The 18,481-nt window shown below is 72.0% G+C and carries 14 protein-coding genes and 1 tRNA gene; 10 read left to right on the top strand and 5 right to left on the bottom strand.

The window, feature by feature from the left end; genetic code table 11:
• Positions 1–96: 96 nt before the first annotated feature.
• From ACLBYB_RS10385 to ACLBYB_RS10420, 8 genes are read left to right on the top strand one after another with little or no spacing between them, the layout of a single operon-like run.
• Positions 97–1,347, top strand: a complete 1,251-nt coding sequence (locus ACLBYB_RS10385) for a glycosyltransferase family protein (protein WP_447698701.1) — start codon at positions 97–99, stop codon at positions 1,345–1,347.
• Positions 1,344–2,624: a glycosyltransferase family 4 protein gene (locus ACLBYB_RS10390; RefSeq protein ID WP_447698702.1), complete on the top strand. Its 1,281-nt coding sequence runs from the start codon at positions 1,344–1,346 to the stop codon at positions 2,622–2,624. Before ACLBYB_RS10385 ends, ACLBYB_RS10390 begins: the two co-directional genes overlap by 4 nt.
• A complete protein-coding gene (locus tag ACLBYB_RS10395) occupies positions 2,612–4,564 on the top strand; it encodes a glycosyltransferase (protein WP_447698703.1) in 1,953 nt (650 codons plus the stop codon). Before ACLBYB_RS10390 ends, ACLBYB_RS10395 begins: the two co-directional genes overlap by 13 nt.
• A complete protein-coding gene (locus ACLBYB_RS10400; RefSeq protein ID WP_026604759.1) occupies positions 4,561–6,402 on the top strand; it encodes an ABC transporter ATP-binding protein in 1,842 nt (613 codons plus the stop codon). The genes ACLBYB_RS10395 and ACLBYB_RS10400 overlap by 4 nt, the downstream gene beginning before the upstream one ends.
• The gene (locus ACLBYB_RS10405) at positions 6,402–7,268 is read left to right on the top strand and encodes a hypothetical protein (protein ID WP_447698704.1); all 867 of its coding nucleotides are present in this window, start codon (positions 6,402–6,404) and stop codon (positions 7,266–7,268) included. The genes ACLBYB_RS10400 and ACLBYB_RS10405 overlap by 1 nt, the downstream gene beginning before the upstream one ends.
• The gene (locus ACLBYB_RS10410; RefSeq protein WP_447698705.1) at positions 7,265–9,232 is read left to right on the top strand and encodes an ABC transporter substrate-binding protein; all 1,968 of its coding nucleotides are present in this window, start codon (positions 7,265–7,267) and stop codon (positions 9,230–9,232) included. Before ACLBYB_RS10405 ends, ACLBYB_RS10410 begins: the two co-directional genes overlap by 4 nt.
• Complete coding sequence (locus tag ACLBYB_RS10415; RefSeq protein WP_042669521.1) at positions 9,229–10,245, top strand: ABC transporter permease; 1,017 nt, start codon at positions 9,229–9,231, stop codon at positions 10,243–10,245. The genes ACLBYB_RS10410 and ACLBYB_RS10415 overlap by 4 nt, the downstream gene beginning before the upstream one ends.
• 11 nt (positions 10,246–10,256) lie before the next feature.
• A complete protein-coding gene (locus tag ACLBYB_RS10420) occupies positions 10,257–11,405 on the top strand; it encodes an ABC transporter permease (protein ID WP_447681336.1) in 1,149 nt (382 codons plus the stop codon).
• Positions 11,406–11,429: 24 nt separating this feature from the next.
• Here ACLBYB_RS10420 and ACLBYB_RS10425 read toward each other — a convergent pair whose 3' ends face one another.
• Together ACLBYB_RS10425 and ACLBYB_RS10430 are read right to left on the bottom strand one after the other, a co-directional pair.
• Entirely contained in the window at positions 11,430–13,646 is a 2,217-nt protein-coding gene (locus ACLBYB_RS10425) for a sensor histidine kinase (protein ID WP_447698706.1), read from the bottom strand.
• Between the two features lie 55 nt (positions 13,647–13,701).
• Complete coding sequence (locus tag ACLBYB_RS10430) at positions 13,702–14,043, bottom strand: SelT/SelW/SelH family protein (protein ID WP_234082982.1); 342 nt, start codon at positions 14,041–14,043, stop codon at positions 13,702–13,704.
• Positions 14,044–14,301: 258 nt separating this feature from the next.
• Here ACLBYB_RS10430 and ACLBYB_RS10435 point away from each other — a divergent pair.
• Both ACLBYB_RS10435 and ACLBYB_RS10440 read left to right on the top strand, forming a co-directional pair.
• Positions 14,302–14,376 (top strand) — tRNA-Val (locus tag ACLBYB_RS10435).
• Positions 14,377–14,533: 157 nt separating this feature from the next.
• Positions 14,534–16,066 (top strand): acyl-CoA carboxylase subunit beta, encoded by a 1,533-nt coding sequence (locus ACLBYB_RS10440; RefSeq protein ID WP_020091972.1) that lies wholly within the window; start codon positions 14,534–14,536, stop codon positions 16,064–16,066.
• A gap of 38 nt (positions 16,067–16,104) precedes the next feature.
• Here the strand turns inward: ACLBYB_RS10440 and ACLBYB_RS10445 are convergent, their stop codons facing one another.
• From ACLBYB_RS10445 to ACLBYB_RS10455, 3 genes are all read right to left on the bottom strand, one after another.
• Positions 16,105–16,566 (bottom strand): ABC transporter ATPase, encoded by a 462-nt coding sequence (locus ACLBYB_RS10445; protein ID WP_447698707.1) that lies wholly within the window; start codon positions 16,564–16,566, stop codon positions 16,105–16,107.
• A 77-nt stretch (positions 16,567–16,643) separates the two neighbouring features.
• Positions 16,644–17,198 (bottom strand): tellurite resistance TerB family protein, encoded by a 555-nt coding sequence (locus ACLBYB_RS10450; RefSeq protein ID WP_091676961.1) that lies wholly within the window; start codon positions 17,196–17,198, stop codon positions 16,644–16,646.
• A 191-nt stretch (positions 17,199–17,389) separates the two neighbouring features.
• The gene (locus tag ACLBYB_RS10455) at positions 17,390–18,310 is read right to left on the bottom strand and encodes a metallophosphoesterase (RefSeq protein ID WP_447698708.1); all 921 of its coding nucleotides are present in this window, start codon (positions 18,308–18,310) and stop codon (positions 17,390–17,392) included.
• Positions 18,311–18,481 lie beyond the last annotated feature (171 nt).

The raw sequence follows: 18,481 nt of genomic DNA on the forward strand, positions 1-18,481 counted from the left end.
CGGGCCCGTTAACAGGGGTGTTTGCGGCCCGGCCCGGCTTGTGCAAGAGGGCGGCGGCTGCGATCCTCGCGCCGTCAAACCGGGGCGATCACATCGATGCGACTGGACGAGGCGTCTCCGGCCCCGCGCGTCCTGATCTACAGCCACGATACCTTCGGGCTCGGCCATCTGCGCCGCTCGCGGGCGATCGCCAACGCGATCGTGGCGTGCAACCGCGGCGCCCGGGCGATGATCGTCTCGGGCTCCCCCGTGGTCGACCGCTTCGCCTTCGCGGCGGGCGTCCGGACGGTCAGGCTGCCGCCGGTGACCAAGTTCGCCGACGGCGGCTATGCCAGCCTCGACGGCGCGACCCCGCTGGCGCGCACCGTCGCGCAGCGTTCCGCGATCATCGCCCAGGCCTGCGACGCCTTCCGACCCGACCTGATCATCGTCGACAAGGAACCGGCCGGCTTCCACGGCGAGTTGCTGCCGGTGCTGGAGAAGGCCGCGGCCCGCGACATCCGCCTCGTCCTGGGCCTGCGCGACGTCCTCGACGACGCCGACCGCCTCGTCCCCGAATGGGAGCGCAAGGGCGCGGCCGAGACGATGGCGCGTTTCTACGACGAGATCTGGGTGTACGGGCTGAGCCGGATCCACGAGCCCCTGGCGGCGCTGCCGATGGAGCCCGAGATGGCCGCCCGCATCGACGAACGCCTGATCTACACCGGCTATCTCCGCCGCGACCTCCCGGAGCACCGCGCCGGCCGCGAGGAGCCCCCGATCGCGAACGGCCCCTTCATCCTGGTGACGCCGGGCGGCGGCGGCGACGGGGCGGCCCTGATCGACTGGGTGATCGCCGCCTACGAGGCCGATCCCGCGATCCCCCTGCCCGCGCTCATCGCCTTCGGTCCCTTCCTCGACGCCGGCATCCGCGACGGGTTCATGGCGCGCATCCGCCGCCTCGGCGACCGGATCGCGGCCATCACCTTCGACAGCGAGATCGAGTTCCTGATGCGCAAGGCCGCCGGCGTCGTCGCCATGGGGGGCTACAACACGTTCTGCGAGATCCTGTCCTTCGACCGCCGGGCGATCCTCGTGCCCCGGACCGAGCCGCGGCGGGAACAGGCGATCCGGGCGCTGGCGGCCGAGCGGCTCGGCCTCGCGCGGGTGCTGATGGAGGCGGAAGGCCGGGCGCCCGGGCGCATGGCGGCGGCGCTTCGCGACCTGCCGGGACAGGACCCGCCGTCGCGGGTCCTGGTGCCGGGTCTCCTCGACGGCCTCGACGCGGTCGCGCGCCGCGTCCGGGCGCTGACCGCCCGCGGCGGCGCGGACGTCGCGGCCCGGCCGTACCTGCAGGCCTATTCGTGAGCGCCAAGCGGGTCGCCGTGGTGCTGAAGGGCTATCCGCGGCTCTCCGAGACCTTCATCGCGCAGGAGTTGCTGTCGCTGGAACGGTGCGGACTGGCTCTCGAGATCTGGTCCCTCCGGCGCCCGACCGATCGGGCCCGCCATCCGATGCACGCGCAGATCCGCGCGGAGGCCGCCTACCTGCCCGAGTACCTGCGCGACGCGCCGCTGCGGGTGCTCCGGGGCCTCGGCGCCGCGCTCCGGCGGCCGAACCTGCCCGCGCTCCTGGCGCTGTTCGCCCGCGATCTCCGGCGCGACCCGACGGCGTCGCGGCTGCGGCGCCTCGGGCAGGCCCTGGTCCTCGCCCGGGAATTGCCGGCCGAGGTCGCCCATATCCACGTGCACTTCCTGCACACGCCGGCCAGCGTCGCCCGCTACGCCGCGCTCCTGACCGGGCGCCGGTGGAGCTTCTCGGCGCACGCCAAGGACATCTGGACCACGCCCGACTGGGAACTGGCCGAGAAGCTGCGCGACGCCGAATGGGGCGTGACCTGCACCCGTGACGGCCTCGCCCGGCTCGACAGCCTCGCCCCGGGCCGGACGCTGCTCGCCTATCACGGGCTCGATCTCGCCCGGTTCCCCGACGCGCCGCCGCCGCGCGAGCCGCGCGACGGGACGGACCCGGACCGCCCCCTCCGGCTCCTCTGTGTCGGCCGGCTCGTCGCCAAGAAGGGGCACGACGACCTCATCGACGCCCTCGCCGCCCTGCCCGCGCACCTGCACTGGCGGCTCGACCTGATCGGCAGCGGCGAGCGGCGCGAAGCCCTGGAGGCCCGGGTCGCTGCCTGCGGCCTGGCGGAGCGGGTCCGCTTCCGCGGCGCCCTGGCGCAGCCCGCGGTGATCGAGGCCATGCGCGCGGCGGACCTCTTCGTCCTGCCGACGAAGCCCGCCCCCGGCGGCGATCGCGACGGCCTGCCGAACGTGCTGATGGAGGCCGCGAGCCAAGCGCTGCCGATCCTGGCGACCGCCTTCGCCGGCACGCCGGAATTCATCACCGACGGTGTCCACGGCGTCCTGACGCCGCCCGGCGAGCCGGCGGCGCTGGCCGAGGCCCTGGTCCGTCTCGCGGGCGATCCGGGCCTCCGTCAGCGACTCGGCGCGGCTGCCCTGGCCCGGCTCGTGCAGGACTTCTCCGAGGAAGCGGCGATCGCGCTGATCGCCGGCCGGCTGCGCGCGTCCGCGGGTCTGCCGCAGGGCGCGGTCGCCCGCGAATCGGAGTTGTCCGCGTGCGCGTCCTGATCGCGGTCACGCATCTGCTCGGCGCGGGGCACCTCACCCGCGCGGCCGCCATCGCCCGCGCCTTCGCGGCGGCCGGCCACGAGACGATGCTGGTCTCGGGCGGCGTCCCGGCACCGATGGTCCGACAGGACGGGTTGCGCCGCGTGCAGCTGCCGCCGCTCCGGATCGCCGGCACGGACTTCTCGACGCTGCTGGACCCCGACGGACGCCTGGCCGGGCCGGCGCTCCTCGAACGCCGCCGGGCCCTGATGGTCGACACCCTGGCGGCTTTCGAGCCGGACGCGGTGATCACCGAGCTGTTCCCGTTCGGCCGGCGCGCCCTGGCGGCCGAGTTCCTCGCCCTGGTGGACGCGGCCCGCGCCCGGCGGCCGCGCCCGCTCGTCCTCGCCTCCGTGCGCGACGTCCTCGTGGCCTCGACCAAGCCGGAGCGGATCGCCCAGGCGCACGCGCGGGTGGCGGACCTCTACGACGCCGTGCTGGTGCACGGCGACCCGGCCCTGATCCCCCTCGAGGCCTCGTGGCCCCTCGACGCGGCCATTGCCGCGAAGGTGCGTTACACCGGATACGTGGACGAGTTGACCGTGCCCGCCCCGGCCTCGCGCCGCTCCGGCGTGGTGGTCGCCGCCGGATCCGGACCGGCCGGGCTGGTCCTGCTGCGCGCGGCCGCAGGCGCGGCCCGGCTTCGGCCGGATCTCGGCTGGCGGATCCTGGCCGGCCACGGCGTCCCCGAGGCCGAGCTGTCCGAGATCGGTCACGGTCTCGCGCCCGGCATCCTCGGTCGCGCCCAGCCGGACTATCGCGCGCTCCTGGCCGGCGCCGCCCTGTCGGTCAGCCAGTGCGGCTACAACACGGCCGTCGATCTCCTCGCCACCGGCACACCCGCTGTCCTCGTGCCCTTCGAGGCCGGCGGCGAGACCGAGCAGCGCCTGCGCGCCGAGCGCCTCGCCGCCCGGGGACTCGCCCGGGTGCTGCCGGAATCGGAGCTGACGCCCGGGACCCTGGTGGAGGCCATCGCGTCGCGGGGCGTCCTCCCCGCGCCCGGCGATCCCGGGATCGATCGGGACGGCGCAGCGCGCACGGTCGCGCTGGTCGAATCCCTCCGCGGGGGCGAGCGATCGCGCCCCGTCCGGGCTAAGCCCTCCGAGCCGGCCCTCGACGCTCTCCGCCGTGCTCTCGACGCCGTCGCGGCGCGGGGCCTGCGCGTGCCGCTGTTCTGGCGCGATGACGACGCGGTCGCGGGCGGTCCGGACCTCGACCGCCTCATCGGTCTCGCCGAGCACCACGGCGTCCCGCTCCTCCTCGCCGCGATCCCGGCCGGCATCGACGCCTCGCTGCCGCGGCGGCTCGAAGCGGCTGCCGGTGTATCCGTCGCCGTCCACGGCCTCGCCCACCACAACCACGCCCCGCCGGGCGAGAAGCGGGCCGAGTTCGGCGCGCACCGCCCTCTCGACACCCTGGTTGCCGACGCCGCTGCCGGCCTCCGGATCGCCCGGCAGCGTCTGCCGGAAGGCTCGCTGCTGCCTGTCTTCGTACCGCCGTGGAACCGCGTCGCGCCGGTACTTGCCTCCGCCCTGCCGGATCTCGGCTATCGCGGCCTCTCGGCCATGCCCGGCCCGTCGATCCCGGGTCTGCGCCGGCTCGATGCCACCCTCGATCCGATCGATTGGCGGGGCAGCCGGTCCCTGCGCGATCCGGAGGCCCTGCTGCGCGGCCTCGCCGCCGACATCGCGGGCGCGCCGGAGCGGCCGCTCGGCCTTCTGACGCACCACCGCGTCCACGACCAGGCCGTCTGGGACTTCGTCGGCGCGCTCGTGGCCAACCTCCTGCGGCACCCGGCGATACAGGTCGTGGATGTTCGGGCGCACTTCGGCGCGTCCGCGATGGACAAGGGGCCGGCGGCATCTAAGTCTCAGGTCTCACAGATCGCGAGGACGGGTTGAGCCCGCTATTGTCCATCCGCGACCTCGCGGTCGCGTTCCGCACGGAGAGCGGTCCGTTCGAGGCGCTGCACGGCCTGTCCCTCGACGTTCACCGCGGCCGCACCCTCGCCCTGGTCGGCGAGTCCGGTTCGGGCAAGTCGGTGACCGCCCAGGCGATCCTGCGGATCCTGCCGCCCTCCGCCGCCATCACCCGCGGTCAGATCCTGTTCCGGGACGGCGAGGTCGAAGCCGACATCGCGCGGCTCCCCTCCGAAGGCGAGGCGATGCGGGCGATCCGTGGCCAGCGCATCGCCATGATCTTCCAGGAGCCCATGACCTGCCTGTCACCGCTCCACACGGTGGGCGACCAGATCGGCGAGGCGCTGCGCATCCACACCGGGGCCGACCGCAAGGAGGCCGATGCCCGGACGGAGGGGGCGCTGGCCCGGGTCGGCTTCCCGGACCCGCACCGCGCCCTGCGGACCTACCCGTTCGAGTTGTCCGGCGGCCTGCGCCAGCGCGCCATGATCGCCATGGCGCTGATCCTGAAACCCGCCCTCCTCGTCGCCGACGAGCCGACCACCGCGCTGGACGTCACCACCCAGGCCCAGATCCTCGCTCTGCTGGCCCGGCTCCAGGAGGAGACCGGGATGGCGATCCTGCTGATCACCCACGACCTCGGCGTGGTCGCCAACATCGCCCACGACGTCGCCGTCCTCTACCGCGGACGCCTCGTCGAGGCGGGCCCGCGCGACACGGTGATGCGCGCGCCGGGCCACGCCTATCTCCGCGCGCTCCTCCACGCGGTGCCGCGCTTCGACATGGCGCCCGGCGAGCGGCTCACGCCGATCCGCCCGGCCAAGGCCGAGATCCCACCCGGCCAGGCGCCCGCGCCCCTGGCCGGGCCGATCCTGCAGGTGGAGGGGGTGAGCAAGAGCTTCACGCTGCGCGCCGGTCGGCTCTGGCAGAAGCCGCGGATCGTCCACGCCGTGTCCGACGTCTCCTTGAGTTTGGCGGCGGGCCAGACGCTGGGGCTCGTCGGCGAGTCCGGGTCGGGCAAGACCACGGTCTCGAAGATGATCATGCGGGCGCTCCGGCCGGATTCCGGGCGGATCCTGTTCGACGACGGCAGCGGCCCGCGGGACGTCCACGGCCTGAGCGGCGACGCCCTCTTCGCCTATCGCCGCACGGTCCAGTTCGTGTTCCAGGACCCCTACGCGTCCCTCGATCCGCGCATGACAGTCCGGCAGATCCTGTCGGAGCCGATGGAGATCCACGGCGTCCCGGCGGCGGAGCGGCGGGAGCGCTGCCGCGCCCTGATGGCGATGGTCGGCCTGGAGCCCAGCGGTCTCGGCCGGTACCCGCACGCCTTCTCGGGCGGGCAGCGGCAGCGCATCGGGATCGCCCGGGCGCTCGCCCCGAAGCCGCGGCTGCTGGTGCTCGACGAGCCGGTCTCGGCCCTCGACGTCTCGGTCCAGGCGCAGATCCTGAACCTGCTCAAGGATCTCCAGGCCGCCCTGGGCCTCTCCTACCTCATCGTTTCCCACAATCTGGCAGTGATCGACTACATGGCGGACACGATCAGCGTGATGTGCCGGGGCCGCATCGTCGAGGAGGCGCCCCGCGCGGCCCTGTTCCGCCGGCCCGTCCATCCCTACACGCGGGCGCTGCTCGCCGCCGTGCCCGACCCGAGCCTGGACCACCCCCTCGACTTCGCGGCCGTCGCCTCCGACCGCAACGACCCGACCCGCTGGGAGGAGCCGTTCCGCCTGGCCCCCGACGAGGCCGGGGCGATGCGCCCGGTCGAGACCGGACACCGGGTGCGCTTCAGCGCCGCCCACAGCGCGGAGGCCGCGTGATGCAGGCCCGGCCGCCCGTGATGCTGGAGCGCCTGCGCCGCAAGGTGCTGTCGCCGTTCTTCGACCGCCTGGGCTACGACCTCGTCCCGGCCGCCCCCGACTGGACCCACCGGCCGACCTCGCCGCGGGAAGTCGCCACCCTGCTCAAATCGGCCGCCGCCATCCTGGAACGCGATCTCGCCGCCGCCGGCCTCATCCCCGACGGCGACGTGCTGGAGCAGGTCCGGGCATTCTGGGCGCTGATACCCACCGCCCCCGTCCGGCAGCGGCGCGGCGGCAGCGGCTTCAACGGCGCGCTGCAGCTCTACGTTGTCATGCGGGCGCTGAAGCCCGACTTCGTGATCGAATCGGGCGTGTTCCGCGGGCTCACGACCTGGGTGATCCGGCAGGCCCGCCCGCAAGCGCAGATCTTCTGCCACGATCCGGACCTGTCGGGCCTGCAGTACCGCGACCGGCAGGCCCGCTACAGCACGGCGGATTGGTCGACCGCCGACTGGTCCATGCTCGACCCGGCGCTGACGGTGGCGTTCTTCGACGACCACGTCGCCCAGGGCCGGCGGGTCGTGGAGGCGCGGGCGCGCGGTCTGACCCGGCTGCTGTTCGACGACGACGCGGCCGGGCACCGGATCCACGCCCATGGCGGCCCCGCGCACCCGACCATCGCGATGATCACCGGGCCCGAGCGGAGCCCGGAGCCGATCCGGTGGACGCGGAACGGCCGCCATTTCGAGCAGCCGGCCGACGACGCCCTGGTGCGGCAGGCCGCCGTGCTGATCGCCCGGTCCCACGCCTTCGACGACCTGCACAGGGCGACCGGCTACTCGCCCGCCCGGCTCACCTCCGTGACGTTGCGGGGCAGCTCATGAAGGCCTGGGACATTCAGGACGGCACCCCGTCCGCTCTCCCGCTGCGGGGCGGGAACGACAGCACCGTGTCCCGCCGCGCCCTGCTCGCCGGGCTCGGCGCCAGCCTGATCTGGTCGCGCGCGCCGTCGCGGGCCTTCGCCGACACTCCGCCGGCCGACGCGCCCGGCCCGCCAACCACCCCCTACGTGGCCGACCTCGCCGCCCACGGACGCCGCCTCGGCAGCGCGGGCGGCACGATCCGCACGCTGATCGCCAAGGCGCGGGACGTCCGCTACCTGTCGGTCTACGGCTACACCCGCCTCGTCGGCTACGATGCCGACCTCAACCTGCGGCCCGACGTGCTGGAGCGCGTCGACGTCGAGGGCGGCCGCTTCACGTTCACGCTCCGCCAGGGCCACCGCTGGTCGGACGGTCACCCGTTCACCGCGGAGGATTTCCGCTACTACTGGGAGGATGTCGCCAACGAGAAGGCCCTGAGCCCCGACGGGCCAGCGGCCTTCTTCCGGGTCGACGGCAAGCTCCCGGTGGTGGAGTTCCTCGATCCGGTCACCGTCCGCTACAGCTGGGACCGGCCGAACCCGATGTTCCTGCCGGCCCTGGCGGCGCCGCGCGACCCGCTGATCTACCGGCCGTCGCACTATCTCAAGCCGTACCACGCCCGCTACGTCGGCAAGGAGGCGGCCGACGCGAAGGCCAAGGCGCTGAAGCTCCGCAGCTGGGCGGCCCTGCACAATCGCCTCGACGACAATTACGAGCTCAACAACCCGGACTGCCCGACCCTGCAGGGCTGGGTCCCGCGGACCCGCTCGCCGGCCACCCGGTTCCGGTTCGAGCGCAACCGCAGCTACCACCGGGTCGACACGGCCGGCACGCAGCTCCCCTACGTCGATTCCATCGTGATGGACGTGGCCTCGCAGGGCCTTCTGGTCGCCAAGACCAATGCCGGCGAGGCCGACCTGATGTTCCGCGGGCTGATGATGCCCGACATCCCGAGCCTCAAGGAGGGTGAGGCGGCGCATCGCTACCGCACCAACCTGTGGCCCGTGGCCCGCGGCTCGGAGATCGCGCTCTACCCGAACCTGACCACGACGGATCCGGCGTGGCGGCAGCTCAACCGCGACGTGCGTTACCGGCACGCCCTGTCGCTCGCCATCGATCGGCGCACCCTGAACAACACGCTCCTGTTCGGCCTGGGCACCGAGGGCAACGACACGATCGTGCCGGAGAGTGCGCTGTTCGAGCCCGAGATGCGGACCCTCAACGCCGCCTACGACCCGGCCCGGGCCGCCAAGCTTCTGGACGAGATCGGGCTGACGGCCCGCGACGGGTCTGGCACGCGGCTGCTCCCGGGCGGTCGCGCCCTGGAGCTGGTGGTGGAGAGCGACGGCGAGGCCGAGATGGTCCTCGACGCGCTGCTGCTCATCACGGAGTTCTGGCGCGAGGTCGGGATCCGCCTGATCACCAAGCCGCAGGAGCGCACGAACCTGCACCGGCGCTCGATCGCGGGCGTGACCGTCATGGTCGCCGCCCAGGGCCTCGACCTCGCCGTCCCGACCGCGATCATGCCCCCGACCGAGCTGAGCCCGGCCCAGCCGGAGCATTATTCCTGGCCGCTGTGGAGCATGAACGTCGAGAGCCGCGGCAAGAGCGGCGAGCCCTGCGACGTACCGGAGGTCCAGCGCCTCATCGAGCTCGACCGGGAGTGGCGCCACACCGACGATGCCGGCCGGCAGGCCGCGATCTGGCGCGAGATGCTGATGAACCACGCGCACAACACCTGGGTGATCGGCACGGTGGCGGGCGCGCTCCAGCCGGTGGTCGGCGCCGATCGCCTGATCAACCTCCCGAAGCGCGCCCTCTATTCCTGGGAGCCCACCGCGATGATCGGCGTGCAGCGTCTCGACGAGCTGTTCTGGGACAAGGGCACCGAAACCGGGGCCGACAAGCGCGCGGAGGCCCGGTGATCGTCCAGATCCTCCGCCGCGTCGTCACGATGGCGGTGACGCTGCTGGTCATCTCGGCGCTCGTCTTCGTGATCATCAAGCTGCCGCCGGGCGACTACCTGACCAACCGGATCATGGAGCTGCGGGCCACCGGCGACGCGAGCTCCGTGGCGAAGGCGGAGCTGCTCATCAGGCAGTACGGGCTCGATCGGCCGGTCTGGCAGCAATACCTGATGTGGATCGGCGTGCTGCCCGGATCGGTCGGGTTCTCCGGGCTGCTCCAGGGCGACTGGGGCTGGTCGTTCGAGTACGACAAGCCGGTGGCGGACGTCGTTGGCGACGCCCTGTGGCTGACCCTGCTGATCAACCTGACGGCGGTAGTGTTCGTCCACCTCGTGGCGATCCCGGCGGCGATCTACTCCGCGACGCACCGGAACACGCTCGGCGACGCCGTCGTCACCCTGCTGGGCTATGTCGGCCTCGCCGTGCCGGGCTTCCTGCTCGCCCTGATCCTGCTGTTCTACGCCAACCGGTGGTTCGGGCTGTCGATCGGCGGCCTCTACGATTCGGCCCTCACCAACCAGCCCTGGACCTGGGAGAAGGTCCGCTCGCTCATGGCGCACCTGATCGTGCCGACGCTGGTGATCGGCCTCGGCGGCACCGCGGCCATGATCCGGCGCATGCGCGCCAACCTGCTCGACGAGCTGGCCAAGCCCTACACGGTGACCGCCCGCGCCAAGGGCCTGCCGCCCCTGCAGGCGCTGCTGAAATACCCGTTCCGGATGTCGCTCAACCCGTTCGTCGCGGATATCGGCAACCTGCTCCCGCACCTCGTCTCGGGGTCGGTGCTGGTCTCCCTGGTGCTCAGCCTGCCGACCGTCGGGCCGCTGCTCCTCGAGGCCCTGCGCAGCCAGGACCAGTTCATGGCCGGGTTCATCCTGATGTTCGTCGCGGCCCTCACCCTCGTCGGCATGCTGATCTCGGACCTGATCCTGGTCTGGCTCGATCCGCGCATCCGCATGGGCCTGCGATGACTCGCCCCGCGATGACCGACGCGCTGCCCGCATCCGGACACTTCGTCGATCCGGCGCCCTTCGAGCCGGAGGCCCGGACCGAGAGCCCGGTCGCCACGGCCTCCGCGTGGCGGCTCATCCTCCGCAAGTTCCTGCGCCACCGCCTCGCCGTGGCCTCGGCCCTGATCCTGCTCGCGCTCTACGCGACCGTGCCGTTCGTCGAGCAGCTCGCGCCCTATGGACAGGCCCGCCGCAACGGCGACTTCCTCTACGCGCCGCCACAGGGCGTGCACCTGTTCCACGAGGGCCGCTTCGTCGGGCCGTTCGTCTACCCCTACCGGGCCCATCTCGACCTCGACACGTTCCGCCGGGACTACAAGGTGGACGCCGCCGCCCCGCAGCCGCTGCGCTTCCTCTGCCGGGGCGACGGCTACGACTGGCTGGGGCTCGTCCGCACCGACCTGCACCTCGTCTGCCCGCCGGAGAACGGCACGCTGTTCCTCCTCGGCACCGACAAGCTCGGGCGTGACCTGTTCTCGCGCATGATCTACGGGGCCCGGATCTCCCTCACCATCGGCCTCGTGGGCGTCGCCATCTCGTTCGCGCTCGGGCTCTTCTTCGGCGGCATCGCGGGCTATTTCGGCGGCATCGTCGATGCCGGGGTGCAGCGGCTGATCGAGGTGGTGCGCTCCCTGCCGGAGCTGCCGCTCTGGCTCGCCCTGTCGGCGGCGCTGCCGCCGAACTGGAGCCCGCTGCTAATTTTTTTCGGCATCACGGTGATCCTCGGCCTGCTCGACTGGCCGGGGCTCGCGCGGGCGGTGCGCGGGAAGCTCCTGGCGCTGCGGGAGGAGGATTTCGTCCAGGCCGCCGAGCTGATGGGCGCCTCGCCGACCCGGGTGATCGGCCGTCACCTGATCCCGAACTTCATGAGCCACCTGATCGCGTCGGCGACGCTGTCGATCCCGACCATGATCCTCGGCGAGACCGCCCTGTCGTTCCTGGGCCTCGGACTCAGACCGCCGGTGACCAGCTGGGGCGTGCTGCTCAACGAGGCGCAGAATCTCGCGGCGGTGCAGCTCTACCCCTGGCTTCTCCTGCCGGTCCTGCCCGTGCTGGTGACGGTGCTTGCCTTCAACTTCATGGGCGACGGCCTGCGCGACGCTGCCGATCCGTACCACTGACGGGCGCGCGCCGCGCCGCCTGGCCTACCCGGCGAGCGGCAGCGGCGCGATCCGCGTCGGGGCGGTGACGCCCTTGCGCTCGAGGAGGCCCGGCGGCGGCACCGGGGCGTCGATGGTGCAGACCACGCCGGTCGGCTCGTAGCTCAGCACCACCTCGCCGGCGAGCTCGCGCGCCAGACTGCGCTCGATCAGGCGCGAGCCGAATCCGGTCCGCGTCGGCTTCTTCACCGGCGGCCCGCCGCGCTCGGACCAGCGGAGCGAGAGCTGCATCTCGTCCAGGCGCCGCACCGTCCAGGAGATCTCGACCGTGCCGCCCTCGGTCGAGAGCGCGCCGTACTTCACGGCGTTCGTGCCGAGCTCGTGCAGGGCCATGGCGATGGACAGCGCGAGCCGCGGCGGCAGCCGCAGGGCCGGTCCCTGCACCTGGAACCGCGAGGCCCGGCCGTCGCCGGCCTCCAGAGGCCGGATCGCGTCCGCCACGACGGCGGAGAGTTCCGCTCCCTCCCAGCTCTCCCGGGTCAGCACGTCGTGCACCCGCGCCAGGGCGAGGAGGCGCGCCTCGAAGGCGGCGCGCGCCGCGTCGGCCTCGGCGCCTTCCAGCCCGCGCAGCGACTGGGCCGCGATCGACTGCACCGTCGCCAGGGTGTTCTTCACCCGGTGGTTCAACTCGTGGATCAGGAGCAACAGGTGCTCCTCGGCGTTCTTCGTGTCGGTGATGTCGATGTTGCAGCCGGTGTAGCCCAGGAAGTTCTGGGCGTCGTCGAGCCGCGGCACGCCCTCGCACTGGAGCCAGCGCACCGCGCCCGTCCGGTCGATCACCCGCGCCTCGGTGCGGAACGGGATCCGGGCCTCGAACGCCTCCGTGAAGGCGCTGCGGAAATTCTCCAGGTCGTCGGGATGCACGATCTGGTGCCAGCCGTCGTCGTTGAACCGTGCGGCCGGCAGCCCGAACAGGTGCTCGAAATGGAGGTTGGCGAAGCTGACCGCGCCGGTCTCGTCGGTCATCCAGATCAGGGCCGGCGCCGAATCGGCCATGTGCCGGAAGCGCGCCTCGGACTCGCTCAGGGCGCTCAGGCCGCGCTTGGTGTCGGCGAGCGCCCGGTCGCGCTCCTCCTCCCGGGTGCGCAGCCGGAGAGACGCCTCCGACAGCACGACGCCGAGCCGCTGGATCTCGTGGACCGGCGACGACACGCGCGGGATCGCCTCGCCCCGGGCCAGGGAAGGGCCCGAAGCGGCCAGCAGCCGGAGGGGGCGCGAGACCCGCGACCAGAGGTTCACCGCCAGGAGCGACGAGGTGGCCAGCACCAGCAGGCCGAAGCCCGCGAAGGCCCAGATCCAGCGCCGCACCCGCGCGTCGACGAGGGCCTGCGGGATGCTGGTCGCGACCATCCAGCCGGTGAGCCGCGAGCGCGCCTCGATGACCACCACCGGCTTGTGCTGGCGATCCTGGCCCTCCCAGACCCCGGGCGTCGACGACTGCACCTGGCGGAGGCTGGCGAGGCGCTGCTTGCCGACCACAGCCTCGGGATCGGGCAGGCGCGCCAGGACGATGCCCGACCTGTCGCTGATCCCCGTCGTCCAGCCCGGGACGACCTCCCGGGACAGGATGCCCTGCAGGCGCGACAGGGGGACGGTGAAGCTCAGAATATAGCCGACCTCGCCGTCGACCATCACGGGCACGCCGACCGCGTAGGTGGCCTCGCTCGGCGTCGGGCCCGGCACGTAGCCGCTCACCATGGCGCGCTGCGTCCCGCGGGCCAGATCCTGGTCGAAGGGTAGCGTCACGACCGGCATCGGCGCGCCGCGCGGCACGCCGGTATTCACCATCTCCTGCCCGTTGGGCCGGCGCAGGAGCACGTCCAGGTCGATCGATTCGCGGACGAGGCGCGCCTGGGCGTCGAACGCCTCGAAGTCGCCCTGCCTGATCCGCGGTGAGGTCGCCAGAGTCTGCAGCACCGACACGAGACCGGCGGTGTCGCGGTCCAGGGACAGGCCGATGCCGCGCACGTTCTCGCGGGCGTCCTGCTCGAACCGTGCCCGCTCGGCGGAGGCGTAGCGCATCAGCAGGATGCTGGTGAACAGCAGGCCGGGGCCGATCAGCGCGATCACCAGCGCGATCAGGTAGACCTGGGTCGAGAAGCCGTTTCGCCCGAAGCGGTGCAGCCGCCGCGAAAGCCAGGAACGGCGCGCGGGAATCACCGCGGGGACGCCCGCGCCCTCGGCGTGATGGTCCGGACTCAAGCGGGGTCCGTCCCCGGCCCGCGGTGCCACGCGGGCTCGTCGCCGTTCCCTCGCCTCATGACCGGTCGATATGACCGAGATCGCGTGTCGGGTCGAGGTGGTCGCGCACGCGCTGCTTCAGCGCCTTCACGTCCGGGAAACCGCCGTCGCGCACCCGTTCCCACAGGAGCACCCCGTCCAGTTGGATGTTGAAAGCGCCCCCCGTGGCCGGGACGAGGGCGACCTCGCCCAGATCATCGCGAAACGTCGAGAGGAGTTCCTGCGCCATCCAGGCGGAGCGCAGCAGCCAGTTGCACTGGGTGCAGTACGTGATCGCGACGCGCGGCCGTCCTGGCCTCGCCGCGCCCTCCACCGTCACGTCGCTGCCGGGCTTCGCGCCCGCTGGCCCATCGTGCATGCCCGCACAGCGCACCGGGCCGGCGCCCTTGTCAACCTCACGCGCGCGCACGTCGGCGTGCCACGGGCCGGCGACGGCGGCGCTCGGCCGAGTGCGGTGCGAATCTGGACGCCTGCTCGAACGCTCGTCCGGCTGTCGGCCAACATCGCCGGCCGCGCTTGACGTCGCGGCCCGCCGCGCTCTAGAAGGCCCGCCACCGGGTCGCGGCGCCCCCACGGGCGAGCGGCGATGGCGTGCGCTCAGGCGGCACGCCGGTACGGACGGTTAGCACAGCGGTAGTGCGTTCCCTTCACACGGGAAAGGTCGCAGGTTCGATCCCTGCACCGTCCACCATCATCCCCTATTCCCCGAAGGTCTGATCCCGCGGCTCCCCGCGTCGGTTTGCCACCCGAAAAGCGCGTGCTAAGGGCGCTCGATCGGTGAACGCATAAGCTTGGACCCGGCCCGATCCGGGTCGCAGGTCACAGGCAGGGGAAGGGCGGGAACAGCCATGAAGGACATCCTCGACAAGCTCGAAGAGCGGCGGGCGCAGGCCCGGCTCGGCGGCGGTGAGAAGCGCGTCGAGGCCCAGCACAAGCGCGGCAAGCTCACGGCGCGCGAGCGCATCGAACTCCTCCTCGACCACGGGTCGTTCGAGGAGTTCGACATGTTCGTGCAGCACCGCTCCACCGATTTCGGCATGGAGAAGCAGAAGATCCCCGGCGACGGCGTCGTGACCGGCTGGGGCACGATCAACGGCCGCACGGTCTTCCTCTTCTCGAAGGACTTCACGGTATTCGGCGGCTCGCTGTCCGAGGCGCATGCCCAGAAGATCGTGAAGGTTCAGGACATGGCGCTGAAGATGCGCGCCCCGATCATCGGTATCTTCGACGCCGGCGGCGCGCGCATCCAGGAGGGCGTCGCGGCGCTCGGCGGCTACGGCGAGGTGTTCCGCCGCAACGTCATGGCCTCGGGCGTCATCCCGCAGATCTCGGTGATCATGGGTCCCTGCGCGGGCGGCGACGTCTACTCGCCGGCCATGACCGACTTCATCTTCATGGTTCGCGACACGAGCTACATGTTCGTGACCGGCCCCGACGTGGTGAAGACCGTCACCAACGAGGTCGTGACCGCTGAGGAACTCGGCGGCGCCAAGGTCCACACGACCAAGTCGTCGATCGCCGACGGGTCCTTCGAGAACGACGTCGAGGCGATCCTCCAGATCCGCCGCCTCCTCGACTTCCTCCCGGCGAACAACATCGACGGCGTGCCGGAGCTGGAGAGCTTCGACGACGTCAACCGGATCGACGCGTCCCTCGACACGCTGATCCCCGACAACCCGAACAAGCCCTACGACATGGGCGAGCTGATCCGCCGCGTGGTGGACGAGGGCGACTTCTTCGAGATCCAGTCCGCCTACGCGCGCAACATCATCACCGGGTTCGGCCGGATCGAGGGCCGAACCGTCGGCTTCGTGGCCAACCAGCCGCTGGTGCTCGCGGGCGTGCTCGATTCGGACGCCTCGCGGAAAGCCGCGCGCTTCGTGCGCTACTGCGACGCCTTCGGCATCCCGATCGTCACCTTCGTGGACGTGCCGGGCTTCCTGCCGGGCACGGCGCAGGAATACGGCGGCCTGATCAAGCACGGCGCCAAGCTGCTCTTCGCCTACTCGCAGGCGACGGTGCCGCTGGTCACGATCATCACCCGCAAGGCCTTCGGCGGCGCCTACGACGTCATGGCGTCGAAGCACGTCGGCGCGGACGTGAACTACGCGTGGCCGACGGCGCAGATCGCCGTGATGGGCGCGAAGGGCGCGGTCGAGATCATCTTCCGCAGCGAGATCGGCGACCCGGAGAAGATCGCGGCGCGCACCGGCGAGTACGAGGACCGGTTCCTCTCGCCCTTCGTGGCGGCCGAGCGCGGCTACATCGATGAGGTGATCATGCCGCACTCGACCCGCCGCCGGATCGCCAAGGCCCTCGGGATGCTCCGCACCAAGAAGATGGAGCAGCCCTGGAAGAAGCACGACAACATCCCGCTCTGAGGCGGACGCACGGGCCGGCGGCCGCGCCGCCGCCGGTCTCAGCTGCGGTTGCTGTTCTCGATCACCGCGCACAGCGTCAGCGGGCCCTTGTCGGGCGACACCATCGCTGAGCAAGTGACCCGGGCCCCGCCGAGATCGACGTTGCTGTGCCTGAGCTTCGTGGCCGTCGCCTGGGCCCGGTGCGCGGCCTCGGTGATCACGGCGGCGTCGATGCCGGTCACCGCGTGCCCGGCCTGCCCGAACAGGTCGTAGTAGCGGTCGGGCGGGTTCGCCCCGCGAAACTGCGCGCCCACAGAGGACAGGGCTGGCCCGCCGCAGGCCAGCGTCAGGGTCATGTCCGGACCGGCCGTGAAGCTCGCGTAGTCGCTCCGGCGCTCGGCCGTCTTGGCCGCCGTCTCGGCCGTGACCTTGTCGACGAGCGCGTCGCAGGACTGTGCCCGGACGGGGCCGGCGCCGGCCGAGAGGGCGGTGAAGACGAGGAGAGGCAGGAGCGCGCGCATGCCCGCGAGGTAGCGCGGCGGTCCGGAAAGGCGAGCGGCGCGGCGTTCCGGCGCGCCGCGCCCCACCCCGATGCGGATCAGGCGGATTCGCCCCGTCCCCTGACCAAGACGGGTCCCTCGCCGACGAGGAGGCGCCGCTTGAGGCGGGCGATGCCCTCCCGCTGCAACTCGCTGGGCGGGGAATGCGCGCTGGCCACCTGGGTCAGCATCGCGATCAGCTCGCCCCGCTCGGACACCGTCAGCGCGTCGCGCAGCAGCGGCGCCAGGGCGTCGGCGACCTGCGAGAACGGGAGACGCGCCTGCGTGTAGCCCCAGGCTCGCTCGAAGGTGGCCGAGATCCGATCCACCTCGAGCGGACGCTCCATGTATTCGAGGATCCGCGTTTTCTCGCTGGCGGTGAGGGGGCTGCCGGTCCGGACCAGCTGGATCATCAGGATCACCGCCGCCAGGCGCGGGTCGCGGACGCGCTGCAACGGCGTCCCCACGAGGTTCTGGAAGGTCGAGACGGCGCGGCGCTGAAGCCCCTTCGTGTCCCGGTTGACCTCCTGCAGGCCCTTGACGGTCCCGTGCGTCCGCAAGATCCAGAACAGTCCCGCGACGATGATCCCGATGAGGCCGAGCAGGATCGGCATGAGCGTCCCCAGATCGAATCGACGCGGGACGCTCTCACGCAGATCTCGGTGTGTCAAACCCGCGTCAATGCCTGCGAATGACCGCTGTGACTTGCGGGATCGCGCGCGCAGGCGACACATCCATTGCGCGCGACCTGGATCTACTTCACCGATGCGGCGACCGTCGGCGTCCGCGTGACGCTCTCGCGCGCTCAGCTTGCGGTCGCGGACGCCTCCGACCTGCCGAGCTCGAGGAGGACGATCTCCGGAGGTACGCCCATCCGCACCGGGATCCGGCTCATCCCGAAACCGCCCGAGACGATCATGTGGCGGCCGTCCTGAACGATGTGGCCGTAGGAGTAATCGTGGCCGCGCACCTTCCGGATGGCGGGGGCGTGGCCGAACAGCCGGACCTGGCCGCCATGGGTGTGGCCGGCGAGGGTCAGCGAGACGCGGTCGGGCACGGAGACGAAGATGTCGGGTTCGTGGGCCATCAGGATCACGGGCGCCGAGTCCGTGACCGCTCGCAGCGTTCGCGGCAGGTCGGCCAGGCTGAACGTGTTCCACGCGTTGAGGAACGGCAGCTGGTCGCCGAGCCCGGCCAGCCAGAACGGCCGCCCGTCCTTCACGAGGCGCACGGCCTGATTCTCCAGGACCGGGATGCCCTGCGCCTCCAGCAGGCGCCGCACCGCCGGAACGCCGCGGCCGGCCCGCTGGACGGCATGGTCGTCCCACCAATCGTGGTTGCCGAGGATCGCGTGCGTGCCGAGGGGCGCCTTCAGCTCGGTCATCATCCGGGCGAACTGGTCGAGCGGCAGCTTGCGCCACGCGATGCGCCCGGCCGGGTAGTCGCCGAGCAGCAGGACCAGATCGGGCGCGAGGGCGTTGGTGGCCGCGACGATCTCCGCCACCCGGTCGAACGGCATGTACGGCTCGCAGATGTGGAAATCCGCCAGCACCGCCACCCGCAGGCGCAGCGCCGTATCCCAGCGCGGCAGGGACGGCGCGTAGGACGTGACCACGAGCCGGTGCAGCGGCTCGACGTCGAAGGCGTAGACGCCCGTCGCGGCGGTGAGGCCGGCGCCCACGCCGAGCCCGGTCAGGAACTGCCGGCGGCTCGGCATGATCAGCATCGCGATAAGACCTGTAGGCTCCAGAACCCGCCGGGGTCCCGCTAGGCGTGCAGTCCGGCGAAAGCGGGGCGGCCCGCCTTCACGGCCGCGAGACCTTGGCCCGAAACCAGTTGACGGAATGTGGCCTGCCGCCGCGCTCGGTCTATAAGGCAGTGTCTCGTCCAGCGAAGC

Source organism: Methylobacterium sp. D54C, from assembly GCF_053345595.1.

Coding starts and splice junctions, on each gene's coding strand:
- ACLBYB_RS10405 (WP_447698704.1), top strand. CDS start 6,402: ATGCAGGCCCGGCCGCCCGTGATGCTGGAGCGCCTGCGCCGCAAGGTG.
- ACLBYB_RS10440 (WP_020091972.1), top strand. CDS start 14,534: ATGAAGGACATCCTCGACAAGCTCGAAGAGCGGCGGGCGCAGGCCCGG.
- ACLBYB_RS10445 (WP_447698707.1), bottom strand. CDS start 16,566: ATGCGCGCGCTCCTGCCTCTCCTCGTCTTCACCGCCCTCTCGGCCGGC.
- ACLBYB_RS10385 (WP_447698701.1), top strand. CDS start 97: ATGCGACTGGACGAGGCGTCTCCGGCCCCGCGCGTCCTGATCTACAGC.
- ACLBYB_RS10450 (WP_091676961.1), bottom strand. CDS start 17,198: ATGCCGATCCTGCTCGGCCTCATCGGGATCATCGTCGCGGGACTGTTC.
- ACLBYB_RS10430 (WP_234082982.1), bottom strand. CDS start 14,043: ATGCACGATGGGCCAGCGGGCGCGAAGCCCGGCAGCGACGTGACGGTG.
- ACLBYB_RS10455 (WP_447698708.1), bottom strand. CDS start 18,310: ATGCTGATCATGCCGAGCCGCCGGCAGTTCCTGACCGGGCTCGGCGTG.
- ACLBYB_RS10410 (WP_447698705.1), top strand. CDS start 7,265: ATGAAGGCCTGGGACATTCAGGACGGCACCCCGTCCGCTCTCCCGCTG.
- ACLBYB_RS10420 (WP_447681336.1), top strand. CDS start 10,257: ATGACCGACGCGCTGCCCGCATCCGGACACTTCGTCGATCCGGCGCCC.